Genomic DNA, 15,031 nt, shown 5'->3' on the forward strand with positions numbered 1-15,031 from the left:
GCCGTTTCTTTAAAGCGAGACCCGATCCAGCGATCTCAGCCCAGCTTCTTCTTCAGCAGTTCATTGACCTGGGCCGGGTTGGCCTTGCCCTTGGTGGCCTTCATTGCCTGGCCCACCAGTGCGTTGAACGCCTTTTCCTTGCCGGCGCGGAATTCCTCGACCGACTTGGCGTTGGCGGCCAGCACGTCGTCGATGATCTTTTCCAACTCGCCCGTGTCCGACATCTGCTTCAGGCCCTTGGCGGCGATGATCGCGTCGGCGTCGCCGTTCGACTCGCCGGCCCACATCGCCGGGAACACATCCTTCTTGGCCGTGTTGTTCGACACCGTGCCATCGGCAATGCGAGATAGCAGTTTCGCCAGTTGAGCCGGGCTCACCGGTGCGGCGTCGATCGTGATGCCGTCGCGGTTCAGTTGCGACGCCACGTCGCCCATCAGCCAGTTGGCGGCCGGCTTGGCGCTGGCGGTGCCCACTTCCTTGACCACGGCCTCGAAGTAGCTGGCCAGGGCCTTGGTTGCGGTGATGGTGCTCGCGTCATAGCCCGACAGGCCGTATTGCGAGACAAAGCGCGCCTGCATGGCGGCCGGCAGTTCGGGCAGCGCACCCTTCACGCGATCGATCCAGGCCGCGTCGATCTCCAGCGGCATCAGGTCCGGATCGGGGAAGTAGCGATAGTCATGCGCGTCTTCCTTGGTTCGCATGGCGCGCGTCTCGCCGGTGTCCGGGTCGAACAGCACCGTGGCCTGGACGATGTCGCGGCCATCCTCGATTTCGGCGATCTGCCATTGCACTTCGTAGTCGATGGCCTGCTGCAGGAAGCGGAACGAGTTCAGGTTCTTGATCTCGCGGCGCGTGCCGAACTTCTCCTGGCCTACCGGGCGCACGGACACGTTGGCGTCGCAACGGAAGCTGCCTTCCTGCATGTTGCCGTCGCAGATGCCCAGCCACACCACCAGCGAATGCAGCGCCTTGGCGTAGGCCACGGCCTCGGCGGAACTGCGCATGTCAGGCTCGGTCACGATTTCCAGCAGCGGCGTGCCGGCACGGTTCAGGTCGATGCCGGTCATGCCCGCGAAGTCCTCGTGCAGCGACTTGCCGGCGTCTTCTTCCAGGTGGGCGCGCGTCAGGTTGATGGTCTTCTCGTAGACGCCCTGCTTGCCTTCCACCTGCACGGTGATCTGGCCGCCCTGCACCACGGGGATCTCGTACTGGCTGATCTGGTAGCCCTTCGGCAGGTCGGGGTAGAAGTAATTCTTGCGCGCGAAGATGCTGCGCGGCGCGATCCTGGCGTCGATCGACAGGCCGAACTGGATGGCGCGCTCGACGGCGCCGCGGTTCAGCACCGGCAGCACGCCCGGCAGCGCCAGGTCCACGGGCGAAGCCTGCGTATTGGGTTCGGCCCCGAACGCGGTGGAGGTGCCGGAGAAAATCTTGGAGGCCGTGGAGAGCTGCGCGTGCGTCTCCAGGCCGATCACCACTTCCCATTGCATGGCGGTTTTCCTAATCTAAGTGCTTTTCTGAGTATGTTGGTTCGGTTGCCGGATTCCGGGCCCTGCGGTGTCTGTGTCGTCAGGGATCGGAACTCGCCAGCCATGAATCGAGTTGGGCCAGCGCGGCCACGCGCGCCACGGCGTCGCCGCCGACGGTGACCCCGGAGCCATGGCGTGCGGCGATGTCGCGCCGCACATGCAGCTCGCTGGTGCCGTCGAAGCCATGGTACGCGCCTGGATAGATCTCCAGGCGGAAGCGGGCCTTGGGCTGCCGGCTTTGCACCGCATTCTGCAGCATTGCGCAGCGCGTGGCGGGCGTCCAGTCGTCGGCGCCGCCGATCATCAGCAGCAATGGCGAACGCAGTCTGAAATCGTGCTGCTGCACGGCGCGCTTGCAGCCTGGATAAAACGCCACGGCACGGTCGACGCTCGGCGCATCGGTCGGCCAGGGGCGGCTGGCGTCGATGGTGGCCAGCACCGCCTGCGCCCCGTTGGACCAGCCCAGCAGCACGATGCGGCGGGTGTCCACGCCCGGTTGCTTCGCCACCCAGCGCAGTGCGGCGATGGCGTCGGCACGGCGCGTCTTGTCGTCGATGGACCGCGCGTCGAGCGATTCCGTGCAGATGCCTTGCGCCTTGCCGCGCGGGCTGAAGCTGTCGGGCATCAGCACCGCGTAGCCACGCTCGGTCAGCCAGTGCGCGTATTCGCGGTAGCGGCTTTGCAGGCCGGCAGCCGGGTCGATGACTTCCTCGATCGTGCCGGCACGTCTGGCCGCCACCTTCATGTCGATCAGGCCGCCACAGCCATGCAGCGCCACCACCACGGGCAGCAGCTGGCTGCGGGCCACGGTGCCTTCGCGCGGCATGAACCAGTAGGCGGTCAGCGCCGGCGAGCCGGGGTCGGCGGGCAGCCGCACCCGCGCCGTGGCGGGCTCGGTCCCGGTGGCCGGCGCTGCCACGGCGGCCGCGCTGGCCGGTGCCACCGGCGCTGTCAGGGGCGACGGCGGCGATAGCGGCGCCATCGACACCGCCGGCTGTGCCGGTGCGGCAGGCATCAGCGCCACCACCACGGCCACGCCGGCCAGGGCCCCGCGCAGCCAGCGTCCCACCGTGGTCGGAACCAGCGGCGAGTCGTTCGGCGGCGAGGTGGGCGGGGGCAGGCGCGGCATGGTCGATCGACGAATTCAGCCGGGGGTCAGCGCGTGCGTGCGCATTCGCCGGTGCCCGGCTCGAACATCACGGGCCACGCCTCTTCATAGATGCCGGGCGTGCAGTGCGCCTGGCAGCTTGCGTGCGCCAGCGTGACGCGGCGCGGGTCCTGCCAGACCATCAGCTTGCAGGCGCTGCCGTCGTTGGCGCGCAGCTCGATGTGCGGCGTCTTGCGCACCTGGCGGAAATCGGCCAGGTTGAAGCTGCACGAGCCGCGCTTGCCCACCCACAGCTTCCACTGCAGCTGTTGCACGGTGTTGTCGGCCACGCGCAGCTGCGCGTCCTCGCGGAAGCCGTCTTCCTCGGTGCGCTGGCAGTTGCCGGCCAGGTCGATGTCGCGCGCCGCGATGGGCGTGGAGCGGCCAACGAACGGGATCTGGCAGCCGGCCAGCGTCACGGCCACCGCCAGGGCGGCGGCCAGTCTCAGCGGGATGCGGGGCAGGGCGTGCATGCGCATGGTGGCTCGGCGGTTGGCGTGCGGGCGGTCAGGCCGGGCGGCGCAGGTGCCAGTCGGTGGCCTGCTGGAAGGCATGGGCCACCTGCAGCAGGCGCGCTTCGTCGAAGTAGTTGCCGATGATCTGCAGGCCCACGGGCATGTTGCCGTCGCCAAAGCCCGCCGGCACGCTCATGCCGGGCAGGCCGGCCAGGCTGGTGGACAGCGTGAAGATGTCGGCCAGGTACATCTGCACCGGGTCGGCGGTCTTCTCGCCCAGCTTCCAGGCCACGCTCGGCGCCACCGGGCCCATGATCACGTCGCACCCGGCGAACGCGCGCTGGAAGTCGTCGGCGATGATGCGGCGGATCTTCTGCGCCTGCAGGTAGTACGCATCGTAGTAGCCGTGCGACAGCACGTACGTGCCCACCATGATGCGGCGCTTCACTTCCGTGCCGAAGCCTTCGGCACGGCTCTTCTTGTACATGTCGAGCAGGTCGCGGTACTCGGCGGCGCGGTGGCCGTAGCGCACGCCGTCGAAGCGCGACAGGTTCGACGAAGCCTCCGCCGGCGCGATGATGTAGTACACCGGGATCGACAGCTCGGTCTTGGGCAGCGACACGTCCACCAGCGTGGCGCCAAGCTTTTCATACTCGGCCAGCGCGGCGCGCACGGTCTTTTCCACGTCGGCGGCCAGGCCCTTGCCGAAGTACTCGCGCGGCAGGCCGATGCGCAGGCCGGCCAGCGGCTTGTCGGCGCTGGCGCCGGCGCGCGGCTGACCCAGCAGGCGCGTGAAGTCCTCGTCCACGCCGCCCAGTTCCGGGGTCAGGCTGGTGGAATCCTTCGGGTCGAAGCCGGCCATGCCGTTGAGCAGCATCGCGCAGTCTTCGGCCGTATGGGCCATCGGGCCGCCCTGGTCCAGCGACGACGCGAACGCGATCATGCCGTAGCGCGACACGCGGCCATACGTCGGCTTGATGCCGGTGATGCCCGAGAACGACGCCGGCTGGCGGATCGAGCCGCCGGTGTCGGTACCGGTGGCGGCCGGCGCCAGGCCAGCGGCCACGGCAGCGGCCGAACCGCCCGACGAGCCGCCCGGCACGCGGTTGGTGTCCCACGGGTTGCGCACGGCACCCTGGTACGAATTCTCGTTGGACGAACCCATCGCGAATTCGTCCATGTTGGTCTTGCCCAGCGTGACCATGCCGGCGGCGCCCAGGCGTTCCACCACGGTGGCGTCGAACGGGCTTTCGTAGCCGGCCAGCATCTTCGAGCCGGCGGTGGACTTCCAGCCGCGCGTCACGAAGACATCCTTGTGGGCGATCGGCACGCCGGTCAGCGGCGTGGCCTGGCCGTTGGCGCGGCGCTCGTCGGCGGCGCGGGCCTGGGCCAGCGTCAGGTCGGGGTTGACGTCCACAAAGGCGTTGAGGCCCTTGGCGGCGTCGATGCGGGCCAGGTAGTCGCGGGCGAGTTCCTCGGCGGACACGGAACGGGCGGCCAGCGCGTCGGCAATCTGGCGCAGCGAGGTCTGTTGATCAGCGGAAAAGGTCATATCGGGTCGGATGGCGTCTGGATGGGCGACAGGGCAGGGCGGCGCGCTGCCGTCACTCGATGACCTTGGGCACCAGGTACAGGCCGTTCTCGGTGGCCGGGGCAGGACGCTGGTAGTCCGTGCGGCGGTCGGACTCGGTCACGGCGTCGTCGCGCAGGCGCTGGGCGATGTCGCGCACGGCCGACAGCGGGTGGGCCAGCGGCTCGATGCCGGTGGTGTCCACCGCCTGCATCTGTTCCACCAGGGAGAAAAAGTTGTTCAGCTGCACAAGCGTTTGCTCGGCCTCGGCATCGCTGGTTTCGATGCGGGCCAGGTGCGCGATGCGCTTGACGTCGGAAAGTTCGAGAGCCATGGCGTGGTGCGGCGCTTCTCGCCGGATTCAGTCCTGCGGACTGGAGATGTTGCGGCCGGGGAAGACGGGGTGGAAGCCGGTTCGGAGCCGGCGTCCACCCAACCGTCGTCGGGTGGCCGTCGGGGTGCCTGGAAGGACGCCATGAGCCCGGCAACTGGCGGGGTGGCCAAGGCGTGCCGGACTGGTGCGCCCGGGGGGCACCCCAGGATCGTCGAAGTTACAAGTTTTTCAGGGTCCAAACGCCCCGAAACAGCGGGAATTATAAGGTATCATTACGCGCTGCAGTCTTCCCGCAACGCGCGCTCCACTTGGGTCGCGGCAAAGCGGGCAGGCGGTGATGCCGTCGGCACAGTTGCAACATCCAGATTCGGTAACCGGGTGGAATTGCCAGGTCGCCAATGTGCTGGATCGGGCGGCATACCGGGGCTGGCGTCGCAACCATGCAACAGTAATGTGCCAGCATCATGGCAATGCCGCGAATTAGCGGCCCGTTTTCATCGTATTTTCAGTCGTAAGAAACTGGTTCCTCCGATTAGGCTACTGCCATCGTCAGGCGTGTTCCCGTCCTGTCCCGCGCATCTGTCCGCGAACTTTCGCGCAGAGTCTAATCAAAGGTTCCCGTAGGTCCGGCGTGCAGGCATGCGCCGGCGAAGCGGATTCCCGCTGGCGCACCGGGGCTTGTCCGCGCCAGGGGTACCGGGCGAGCCGGCTGGTGCCGGCGTCAGCCGCACGCACCGGGGGAGCCGTGAACCATCACCCTTGCAAACGTATTCGTGGCCGGGCCGCTACAGGCACCGGCCGCTTCGCATACCCGCGAACCAACAGAAGACAGGATTCCTGATGTTCGGATTTCTCCGCAGCTATTTCTCCAACGACCTGGCCATCGACCTGGGCACCGCCAACACCCTGATCTACATGCGCGACAAGGGCATCGTCCTGGACGAGCCGTCGGTCGTGGCCATCCGTCAGGAAGGCGGTCCCAACGCCAAGAAAACGATTACAGCGGTGGGCAAGGAAGCCAAGCAGATGCTGGGCAAGGTGCCTGGCAACATCGAGGCCATCCGCCCGATGAAGGACGGCGTGATCGCCGACTTCACCGTGACCGAGCAGATGCTCAAGCAGTTCATCAAGATGGTGCATGACACCAAGCTGCTGCGTCCGAGCCCGCGCATCATCATCTGCGTGCCGTGCGGTTCCACCCAGGTGGAACGCCGCGCCATCCGTGAATCGGCGCTGGGCGCCGGCGCCAGCCAGGTGTACCTGATCGAGGAGCCGATGTCGGCCGCGATCGGCGCCGGCCTGCCGGTGTCGGAGCCGTCTGGCTCGATGGTCGTGGACATCGGCGGCGGCACCACCGAGGTGGGCATCATCTCGCTGGGCGGCATGGTCTACAAGGGTTCGGTGCGCGTGGGCGGCGACAAGTTCGACGAAGCCATCGTCAACTACATCCGCCGCAACTACGGCATGCTGATCGGCGAACAGACCGCCGAAGCGATCAAGAAGGAAATCGGCTCGGCCTTCCCGGGCTCCGAAGTCCGCGAAATGGAAGTGAAGGGCCGCAACCTGTCCGAAGGTATCCCGCGCGCCTTCACCGTGTCGTCCAACGAAATCCTCGAAGCCCTGACCGATCCGCTGAACCAGATCGTGTCGGCCGTGAAGATCGCGCTGGAACAGACGCCGCCCGAACTGGGCGCCGATATTGCCGAACGCGGCATGATGCTGACCGGCGGCGGCGCACTGCTGCGCGACCTGGACCGCCTGCTGGCCGAGGAAACCGGCCTGCCGGTGCTGGTGGCCGAAGATCCGCTGACCTGCGTGGTGCGCGGTTCGGGCATGGCGCTGGAGCGCATGGACAAGCTCGGCAGCATCTTCTCCTACGAGTAATACGAGGCAGGGACCGTGGTGACCCGAGTCGCCCCGTCCCCGCGCCCTTTGATGTCTTCCCCCGCCAGCCCGGACCGCCATACCCCCCAAGGGGCGTGCGGACGCGCTGGCGGAATGGTTTCGCCTGCGCACCGGTAAATGGATTACTCTCCACCGCCGCTCTTCAAGCAAGGCACGTCTGCCGTTGCACGCCTGGTCGTCTTCGTGGCGATCGCGCTGGCACTGCTGATTGTCGATGCGCGCTTCGACGCCATGCGCGTCGCGCGCCAGGTGGCCGCCACCGTCCTGATGCCCGTGGAACGCCTGGTGCTGGTGCCGCGCGACGCACTGCGCGGTGTCTTTGACTACGCCCAGTCGTCGGTCACGCTGGCCAATGAAAACCGCGAACTGCGCCACAGCGCCGTGGAGCAGGCCAACGCGTCCGTACGCCAGGCCCAGCTCGAGGCCGAGAACAACCAGCTGCGCAAGCTGCTGAACCTGCAGCAGCAGTCGGCCACGCCGGTCACGGCGGCCGAGATCCTCTACGACGCCCGCGACCCCTACAGCCAGCGCATCGTCATCGACCACGGCAGCGCGCAAGGCCTGCGCGCCGGCTATCCGGTGATCGACGAGCGCGGCGTGATCGGCCAGGTCACGCGCGTGTCGCCGTTCCAGTCCGAAGTGACGCTGCTGACCGACAAGGACCAGGCCATTCCCGTGCAGGTGGTGCGCAACGGCCTGCGCAGCGTGGCGTTTGGCGGCTCGCGCGCCGGGCTGCTGGATCTGCGCTTCATGGCCGCGTCGGCCGACCTGCAGCAGGGCGACCTGCTGGTGACGTCCGGCCTGGACGGCACCTATCCGCCGGGCCTGCCCGTGGCAAAGATCGTCCAGATCGAGCGCAAGGCCGACACCGCATTCTCGCGTGTGTACTGCGAACCCGTGGCCGGCGTGCGTTCGCATCGCCAGCTGCTGGTGGTGCGCTACGAGTCCGGACTTGGCCCGCGCCCGCAGGAAGAGACTGCCCCGACCAAGGCCGAGAGGGGCGCCCGTTCGGCGGCCGCACGTGCCGGTGCCGAGCAGAAGGCTGCTGACAAGGCAGGCGACAAGCCCGCCGAGAAGGCCACCGACAAGCCCGCCGACAAGCAGAAATCCCCGGAGCGTTCCCAGTGACGACATCCCAATACCTGCTGCGACCGGTCAATCCCGCGTTTATCGCGCTGACCTTCGTGCTGGCTTTCCTGTGGAACCTGATGCCCTGGGGCACCACGCTGTGGATCCCCGACATGGTGGCCCTGGTGCTGGTGTTCTGGAACATCCACCAGCCGCGCAAGGTGGGCATGGGCGTGGCGTTTCTGCTAGGTCTGCTGATGGATGTGCACGATGCGCGCCTGCTGGGCGAGCACGCGCTGGCCTACACGCTGCTGGCGTACTTCGCGATCACGATCCACCGCCGCGTGCTGTGGTTCTCGGTCTATACGCAGGCGCTGCATGTGATGCCGCTGCTGTTCATCACCCATGCCGTGCCGGTGGTGATCCGCCTGGCAATGGGTGCGCCGCTGCCCGGCTGGCAACTTCTGGTGGCGCCGGTGATCGAAGCCGTGCTCTGGCCGATGGCCACCGCATTGCTGCTGGCGCCGCAGCGCCGATCGGCCGACGTCGACGAGACGCGCCCGATCTAGCCCATCCCATTCCCTGACACCGCCACGCCGCCCGCAGTACCGCCATGACCGAAATCCGCAACGTCGAACTGGAAATCGGCCGCTTCCGCATCCGCGTGGCGGCGGCCGCCCTGTTCACGGTCATCTGCTTTGGCCTGCTGCTTTCCCGCTTCCTGTGGCTGCAGTGGTACAAGCACGACCAGTACTCGGCCAAGGCCGAGGACAACCGCATCTCCGTGGCGCCGATCGAGCCGAACCGCGGCATCATCATGGACCGCAACGGGGTGATCCTGGCGCGTAATTTTTCGGCGTACACGCTCGAAGTCACGCCGTCCAAGCTGACCGACACGCTCGACAACACCATCGACGAACTGGCCCGGCTGGTCGATATCCAGCCGCGTGACCGCCGCCGTTTCAAACGCCTGCTGGAAGAATCGCGCAGCTTCGAGAGCCTGCCGATCCGCAGCCAGCTGACCGACGAGGAAGTCGCCAAGTTTTCGGCGCAGCGCTTCCGCTTTCCCGGGGTGGACGTCCGTGCGCGCCTGTTCCGCCAGTACCCGCTGGGCGAATCGGCCAGCCACGTGGTGGGCTACCTGGGCCGCATCTCGCAGCGCGATCAGGAACGGATCGACGCGATGGACGAGGCCAACGACGCCGATCCCGCCAAGTACGACCCGCGCCGCGACGCCGACAACTACAAGGGCACCAGCTACATCGGCAAGATTGGCCTGGAGCAAAGCTACGAGACCGAACTGCACGGGCTGACCGGCTTCGAGGAAGTGGAAGTCAGCGCTGGCGGCCGTCCGATTCGTACTTTGTCCACGTCGCCGGCCACGCCGGGCAACAACCTGATCCTGTCGCTGGACATCCGGCTGCAGCAACTGGCCGAACAGCTATTTGGCGACCGCCGCGGCGCGCTGGTGGCGATCGAACCGGAAACCGGCGACATCCTGGCCTTCGTGTCGAAGCCGACCTTCGACCCGAACCTGTTTGTCGAAGGCATCGACTCCAAGACCTGGGACGAACTGAACGGATCGCCCGACAAGCCGCTGCTGAACCGCCCCCTGCGGGGCACCTATCCGCCGGGCTCCACGTACAAGCCGTTCATGGCGCTGGCCGCGCTGACCACGGGCAAGCGCACGGCTGCCTGGGGCATGCACGATCCGGGCTTCTTCACGCTGGGCAACCACACGTTCCGCGACGACAAGCCGGGCGGCCATGGCTGGGTGGACATGCAGGCGTCGATCGTGCAGTCGTGCGATACCTATTACTACGCGCTGGCGCGCGACATGGGTGTCAATGCAATCCACGATTTCATGAAGCCGCTGGGCTTTGGCCAGGTCACGGGCATCGACATCGAGGGCGAAAGCCGCGGCATCCTGCCGTCCACGGAATGGAAGCGCAAGGCCTACCGCAAGCCCGAGCAGCAGAAATGGTATGACGGCGAGACCATCTCGCTGGGCATCGGCCAGGGCTACAACAGCTTCACGATCCTGCAGCTTGCCAACGCGGTGTCGATCCTGGTCAACGACGGTGTGGCGATGAAGCCTCACCTGGTGAAGGCCGTCGAGGATTCGGTGTCGCGCAAGCGGTCGCTGACCGTGCCCAAGGAAAGCTACCGGCTGCCGTTCAAGCAGGCCGATATCGACGTGATCAAGCGCGCCATGGTGGCCGTGACGCACAACGGCACGGCGGCGCGGGTGTTCGCCGGCGCGGCGTACGAGTCGGCCGGCAAGACCGGCACGGCCCAGACCTACACGCTGGGCAAGAACGAGAAATACAACCACCACGCCATCGACGAACGCAAGCGCGACCACTCGCTGTACACGGCATTCGCGCCGGCCGACCATCCGAAGATCGCGCTGGCGCTGATCGTGGAGAACGCGGGCTTTGGTGCTGCCGTGGCCGCCCCCATCGCGCGCAAGGTGATGGACTACTACCTGCTGCGCAAGTGGCCCGAGGAACTGCAGGCCACCGCGCCGCCGCCCGAGGAAGCGCTGCGCGCCGGTAACCGGCCGCCCGTGGATACGCCGAGCGTGTTCACCACGGGCGATACCGCCAATGCGGCAACGGCGACGGTGATGCAGACCGCACCGGCCACCGTGGCGGCCGCCTCGGGCGCTGCCGCCGCTGCCAGCGCGCCAGGCGCCAGTGCCGTGGCTGCGGCATCCGTGCCGGTGCCGGCGGCCAGGGCGACCGGTGCGTCCGAGTCGATCGCCGCGCAGCTCGATCCGGCTGCCATCGCGCCAGCCTCCGCCGTGACCACGCTCGACGACCGCATGCTGCAAGCGCTGGGCCACAGCAAGCTGCCGGCATCGGCGCCCAAGGCACCGCCGCCGCGCGTCACGCCGGCGTCCGCCCCGGCCCCGGCGCCGCGTACGCGCCCGGCCAGGACCGCCAACCTTGCCCAGGCCGATGCGGCCGGCAAACAAGTTTCAGAGTAAAAGGAGACGCGCCATGGATAAACGCCGCGTCGCATCGACGATCAAGACGGCCCTGACCGGTTTCGACAAGCCGCTGGCCCTGATCGTCTTCCTGCTGTTCGCCACGGGCATCGTGGCGCTGTATTCGGCCGCCATCGACATGCCGGGCCGCGTGGAGGACCAGCTGCGCAACATCCTGCTGTCCTACGTCGTGATGATAGTGATTGCCTACATGCCAACCCAGCTGCTGATGCGGATCGCCGTCCCGCTCTACACAGTGGGGGTGGCACTGCTGATCGCCGTGGCGATGTTCGGCCTGATCCGCAAGGGCGCACGACGGTGGCTCAACGTGGGCATGGTGATCCAGCCATCGGAGATCATGAAGATCTCGATGCCGCTGATGCTGGCGTGGTACTTCCAGAAGCGGGAAGGGGTGATCAGATGGTTCGACTTCGTGGTGGCGCTGATCATCCTGGGCGTGCCCGTGGGCCTGATCGCCAAGCAACCCGACCTGGGCACCGGCCTGCTGGTGCTGGCCGCCGGCCTGTACGTGATCTATTTCGCCGGGCTGTCCTGGAAGATCATCCTGCCGCTGCTGGGCCTGGGCATCGTGGCGATCACGCTGCTGATCAGCTATGAAAGCCAGATCTGCGCGCCGGGCGTGAGCTGGCCGGTCCTGCACGATTACCAGCAGCACCGCGTGTGCACGCTGCTGGACCCCACCACCGACCCGCTGGGCAAGGGCTTCCACACGATCCAGTCGATCATCGCGATCGGCTCGGGCGGCGTGACCGGCAAGGGCTGGCTCAAGGGCACGCAGACCCACCTTGAGTTCATCCCCGAGAAGCACACCGACTTCATCTTTGCGGTGTTCTCGGAGGAATTCGGCCTGATCGGCAATGCCGTGCTGCTGGTGCTGTACCTGCTGCTGATCTTCCGCGGACTTTATATTGCGGCCAACGCGCCGACATTGTTCTCGCGGCTGCTGGCTGGCTCGATCACGCTGATCTTCTTCACCTATGCCTTTGTGAACATGGGCATGGTGAGCGGGATCCTGCCCGTGGTGGGCGTGCCGCTGCCGCTGTTGAGTTATGGTGGTACGGCATTGGTGACGCTGGGCATGGGGATTGGCATCCTGATGAGCATTTCGCGGCAGAAGCGGCTCATCCAGACCTGATCTGCTCGCGCCAACGTCACTTTGCTACACTGCCAACCGAAAAAATCTTATCGGTAGAAGCTTATGAACGCCCAGGACGTCGCAGCCTATCTGCAGAGCAACCCGCAGTTCTTTGAGGACCATGCCGAACTGCTGGCCACGGTGCAACTGACCAGCCCGCACAGCCACCGGGCCGTGTCGCTGCAGGAGCGCCAGATGGAAATCCTGCGCGAGAAGAACAAGGGTCTGGAACTGAAGCTGGCCGACCTGGTTCGCCACGGCCACGAGAACGACCGCACGCAGCAGCGCATGCATGCCTGGCAACTGCGCCTGCTGGCCGAAGCGGATTCGCACGCGCTGCCGTATGCGGTGCAGGACGGCCTGCAGCAGGTATTCGATGTGCCGGCCGTGGCGCTGCGCCTGTGGAATGTGGGCGAGGCGTTCGCGCATATCGAAGTGGCGCAGGGCGCCAGCGACGATCTGCGCCTGTTTGCCGAAGGCCTGCGCGTGCCGTACTGCGGTGCCAACAGCGGCTTCGAGGCCGCCAGCCTGCTGGAGCGCGACGACATCGCGTCGCTGGCCATGGTGACGCTGCGCGTGCCGGCCCGCCCCGGCGACGATGGCCCGGGTGCCGCGTTCGGCCTGCTGGTGCTTGGTTCGTCCGAACCGCGCCGCTTCCACGAAGGCATGGGCACCGCGTATCTGGCGCAGATCGGCGAAGTGGCCGGCGCCGCCCTGAACCGCCTGCGCGACTGAATCGCACCCTTCCGCCATGCGCAAGCGCCAGCCAGGCAAGGATGAGGCCGCAGCCACCACGGATACCGCCGTGGCGCCAAAGCCGGCTCCCGATCCGCTGGTGCTGCGCTACCTGGACTGGCTGGCGACCAACCGCAAGCTCGCCGACCACACCCTGACCAGCTACGCGCACGATCTGTCCGTGCTGCAGGAATCGGCCACGCGCTTTGCCGCGGGCGTGCCGCTGCTGTCGCTGGAAACCCGCCATATCCGATCCTTCGCCGCCCGCCTGCACGGCAGCGGCCTGTCGGCGCGCACCATCGCGCGTACGCTGTCCGGCTGGCGCGGCTTCTTTCTGTGGGCGGCGCGGCACGGCCATGGCGTGACCGCCAATCCGGTTGACGGGGTGCGGGCGCCCAAGCGCGGGCAGCCGCTGCCCAAGGCGTTATCGGTGGAACACGCCGTGGCGCTGGTGGCGCACAGGCGCGGCGACACGACCGAAGCGATCCGCGACCAGGCCGTATTCGAGCTGTTCTATTCCAGTGGATTGCGGCTGTCGGAGCTGATCCAGCTCGACGTGCGCTATACCGAGGACGGCGAGTACCGGTCGGCTGGCTGGCTCGACCTGAAGGGCGCCGAGGTGACCGTGATCGGCAAGGGATCGCGCCGCCGGACCGTGCCAGTGGGCAGCAAGGCGCTGGCGGCCCTGAAGGCGTGGCTGGCGGTGCGCGAGACGCTGCTGCGGCCCGGGGCACTGCCCGAGGACCTGCACGCGCTGTTTCTGGGCACGCGCGGCAAGCGGCTGTCGGGCAGCACGGTGCAGACGCGCATCAAGCAACAGGCGCTGGCCGCCGGCGTGCCGTCCAACGTGCATCCGCACATGCTGCGGCATTCATTCGCCACGCACGTGCTGCAATCGTCGGGCGACCTGCGCGCGGTGCAGGAGATGCTGGGCCACGTGAGTATCACCACCACGCAGGTCTATACGTCGCTCGACTTCCAGCACCTTGCCAAGGTCTACGATCAGGCCCATCCCCGCGCCGGGCGCTTGAAGAAAAGCGTACCCGGATCAGCGCCGGGGCGGCCCGATGGGGCCGATGAAGCCGATGCGACCGGCGCCGGAGAGGGCGGCAGCGCCGGCACCGAAGGCTAGGTCCACTGCGACAGGATGTTCCGGAAGCGCTCCATTTCCGGCAGCAGCCATTGCCGGAACGCCTGCACCTTCGGCGTGGCCAGGCTGGCGTGGGTGCAGACGAAATGCAGCAGCCACGGACACGGGATGCTGACTTCGAACAGCCGCACCACGCGGCCCGACAGCAGGTCGTTATAGGCCAGCGACGAGCGAATCAGCGCAATGCCCTGGCCTTCGGCCGCGGCCTGCAGCAGCAGCGACGAATCCTGCATCATCAGGCCCTTGGTCGGTTCCGGCCACGCCAGTCCGGCCGCCTCGAACCACGGTTTCCACGGATCGCCCTCTCCGCGCAGCAGCGGCATGCCGGCCATGTGCGCGGGCTGCTCGGGCAGGCGTCCGCCGTTGAAGCCGGGGCTGCAGACTGGGAAGAACACATCGTCCAGCAGGCGTTCGACATAGAGGCCCGGATACTGGCCGCCACCCATGCGCAGCGCCACGTCCACCTCCTCGCTGGCAAAGTCCACAAGCGAGTTCGACGACAGCAGTTCCACATCGAATTCCGGATGCTGCTCGATGAAGCTGCCGATGCGCGGCGTGAGCCAGCGCGCCGCAAACGACGGCATGGTGCTGATGGTCAGCCGCTTCTCGCGGTTGCCGGCCTGCAGGGCACGCGTGGCGTCGGCGATCTGCAGCAGTGCGTCGCGCACCCGTTCGGCATAGAGCCGGCCGTTTGCCGTCAGCATCACGCGCTTGCCGCGCCGCTCGAACAGCGGCTGGCCCAGTTCTTCCTCCAGGGCGCGGATCTGGTGGCTGACCGCGCCGTGGGTGACGAACAGCTCCGCCGCGGCACGCGAAAAGCTCTCGTGACGCGCGGCCGCCTCGAACGTGCGCAGGGCAGCCAGCGCCGGCAGGCGCGGAAATTCGCGTTTCCAGCTACGGGGATCGTCCGGGTTCCAGGTACCGCTCCAGACCATGATGGGCCTCGTCTATGTGAGATGAGCTAACAAGACACAAGAATATATATCGTTT

13 protein-coding genes are annotated in these 15,031 nt (G+C 67.1%); 7 read left to right on the top strand and 6 right to left on the bottom strand.

Annotation, left to right across the window (positions count from 1 at the left end):
• Positions 1 to 35: 35 nt before the first annotated feature.
• The 5 genes from gatB to gatC form a co-directional block, all read right to left on the bottom strand.
• Positions 36 to 1,490 carry an Asp-tRNA(Asn)/Glu-tRNA(Gln) amidotransferase subunit GatB gene (gene gatB, locus ACOABP_RS09325; RefSeq protein WP_474224691.1) on the bottom strand — a complete coding sequence of 485 codons (1,455 nt, stop codon included), beginning with the start codon at positions 1,488 to 1,490 and terminating at the stop codon, positions 36 to 38.
• A gap of 79 nt (positions 1,491 to 1,569) precedes the next feature.
• Positions 1,570 to 2,658, bottom strand: coding sequence for a dienelactone hydrolase family protein (locus tag ACOABP_RS09330; protein WP_474224693.1), 1,089 nt, complete (start codon positions 2,656 to 2,658; stop codon positions 1,570 to 1,572).
• A gap of 26 nt (positions 2,659 to 2,684) precedes the next feature.
• Positions 2,685 to 3,155, bottom strand: coding sequence for a hypothetical protein (locus ACOABP_RS09335; protein WP_474224695.1), 471 nt, complete (start codon positions 3,153 to 3,155; stop codon positions 2,685 to 2,687).
• Positions 3,156 to 3,183: 28 nt separating this feature from the next.
• Positions 3,184 to 4,683 carry an Asp-tRNA(Asn)/Glu-tRNA(Gln) amidotransferase subunit GatA gene (gene gatA, locus ACOABP_RS09340; RefSeq protein ID WP_474224697.1) on the bottom strand — a complete coding sequence of 500 codons (1,500 nt, stop codon included), beginning with the start codon at positions 4,681 to 4,683 and terminating at the stop codon, positions 3,184 to 3,186.
• A 52-nt stretch (positions 4,684 to 4,735) separates the two neighbouring features.
• Positions 4,736 to 5,035 (bottom strand): Asp-tRNA(Asn)/Glu-tRNA(Gln) amidotransferase subunit GatC, encoded by a 300-nt coding sequence (gene gatC, locus ACOABP_RS09345; RefSeq protein ID WP_066734730.1) that lies wholly within the window; start codon positions 5,033 to 5,035, stop codon positions 4,736 to 4,738.
• Between the two features lie 840 nt (positions 5,036 to 5,875).
• Here gatC and ACOABP_RS09350 point away from each other — a divergent pair.
• The 7 genes from ACOABP_RS09350 to ACOABP_RS09380 all read left to right on the top strand — a co-directional run bounded on the left by ACOABP_RS09350 (position 5,876) and on the right by ACOABP_RS09380 (position 14,023).
• Positions 5,876 to 6,919 (top strand): rod shape-determining protein, encoded by a 1,044-nt coding sequence (locus ACOABP_RS09350; protein WP_019450345.1) that lies wholly within the window; start codon positions 5,876 to 5,878, stop codon positions 6,917 to 6,919.
• A gap of 138 nt (positions 6,920 to 7,057) precedes the next feature.
• Entirely contained in the window at positions 7,058 to 8,068 is a 1,011-nt protein-coding gene (gene mreC, locus ACOABP_RS09355) for a rod shape-determining protein MreC (RefSeq protein WP_474224700.1), read from the top strand.
• Positions 8,065 to 8,577, top strand: coding sequence for a rod shape-determining protein MreD (gene mreD / locus ACOABP_RS09360; RefSeq protein WP_066734734.1), 513 nt, complete (start codon positions 8,065 to 8,067; stop codon positions 8,575 to 8,577). The genes mreC and mreD overlap by 4 nt, the downstream gene beginning before the upstream one ends.
• Before the next feature lie 44 nt (positions 8,578 to 8,621).
• The gene (gene mrdA, locus ACOABP_RS09365) at positions 8,622 to 11,000 is read left to right on the top strand and encodes a penicillin-binding protein 2 (protein ID WP_474224702.1); all 2,379 of its coding nucleotides are present in this window, start codon (positions 8,622 to 8,624) and stop codon (positions 10,998 to 11,000) included.
• Between the two features lie 13 nt (positions 11,001 to 11,013).
• The gene (gene rodA / locus ACOABP_RS09370; RefSeq protein ID WP_474224704.1) at positions 11,014 to 12,156 is read left to right on the top strand and encodes a rod shape-determining protein RodA; all 1,143 of its coding nucleotides are present in this window, start codon (positions 11,014 to 11,016) and stop codon (positions 12,154 to 12,156) included.
• A 63-nt stretch (positions 12,157 to 12,219) separates the two neighbouring features.
• The gene (locus tag ACOABP_RS09375; RefSeq protein WP_474224706.1) at positions 12,220 to 12,891 is read left to right on the top strand and encodes a DUF484 family protein; all 672 of its coding nucleotides are present in this window, start codon (positions 12,220 to 12,222) and stop codon (positions 12,889 to 12,891) included.
• Positions 12,892 to 12,907: 16 nt separating this feature from the next.
• Positions 12,908 to 14,023, top strand: coding sequence for a tyrosine recombinase XerC (locus ACOABP_RS09380; protein WP_474224708.1), 1,116 nt, complete (start codon positions 12,908 to 12,910; stop codon positions 14,021 to 14,023).
• Here ACOABP_RS09380 and ACOABP_RS09385 read toward each other — a convergent pair.
• Entirely contained in the window at positions 14,020 to 14,976 is a 957-nt protein-coding gene (locus tag ACOABP_RS09385; protein ID WP_066734750.1) for a transcriptional regulator GcvA, read from the bottom strand. The genes ACOABP_RS09380 and ACOABP_RS09385 overlap by 4 nt on opposite strands.
• Positions 14,977 to 15,031: the final 55 nt, after the last annotated feature.

This window comes from Cupriavidus sp. HE11, from assembly GCF_056097175.1.

Excerpts from the sequence above, each read along its gene's own strand:
- gatB (WP_474224691.1), bottom strand. The coding sequence starts at position 1,490 with ATGCAATGGGAAGTGGTGATCGGCCTGGAGACGCACGCGCAGCTCTCC.
- ACOABP_RS09330 (WP_474224693.1), bottom strand. The coding sequence starts at position 2,658 with ATGCCGCGCCTGCCCCCGCCCACCTCGCCGCCGAACGACTCGCCGCTG.
- ACOABP_RS09335 (WP_474224695.1), bottom strand. The coding sequence starts at position 3,155 with ATGCGCATGCACGCCCTGCCCCGCATCCCGCTGAGACTGGCCGCCGCC.
- gatA (WP_474224697.1), bottom strand. The coding sequence starts at position 4,683 with ATGACCTTTTCCGCTGATCAACAGACCTCGCTGCGCCAGATTGCCGAC.
- gatC (WP_066734730.1), bottom strand. The coding sequence starts at position 5,035 with ATGGCTCTCGAACTTTCCGACGTCAAGCGCATCGCGCACCTGGCCCGC.
- ACOABP_RS09350 (WP_019450345.1), top strand. The coding sequence starts at position 5,876 with ATGTTCGGATTTCTCCGCAGCTATTTCTCCAACGACCTGGCCATCGAC.
- mreC (WP_474224700.1), top strand. The coding sequence starts at position 7,058 with ATGGATTACTCTCCACCGCCGCTCTTCAAGCAAGGCACGTCTGCCGTT.
- mrdA (WP_474224702.1), top strand. The coding sequence starts at position 8,622 with ATGACCGAAATCCGCAACGTCGAACTGGAAATCGGCCGCTTCCGCATC.
- rodA (WP_474224704.1), top strand. The coding sequence starts at position 11,014 with ATGGATAAACGCCGCGTCGCATCGACGATCAAGACGGCCCTGACCGGT.
- ACOABP_RS09375 (WP_474224706.1), top strand. The coding sequence starts at position 12,220 with ATGAACGCCCAGGACGTCGCAGCCTATCTGCAGAGCAACCCGCAGTTC.
- ACOABP_RS09380 (WP_474224708.1), top strand. The coding sequence starts at position 12,908 with ATGCGCAAGCGCCAGCCAGGCAAGGATGAGGCCGCAGCCACCACGGAT.
- ACOABP_RS09385 (WP_066734750.1), bottom strand. The coding sequence starts at position 14,976 with ATGGTCTGGAGCGGTACCTGGAACCCGGACGATCCCCGTAGCTGGAAA.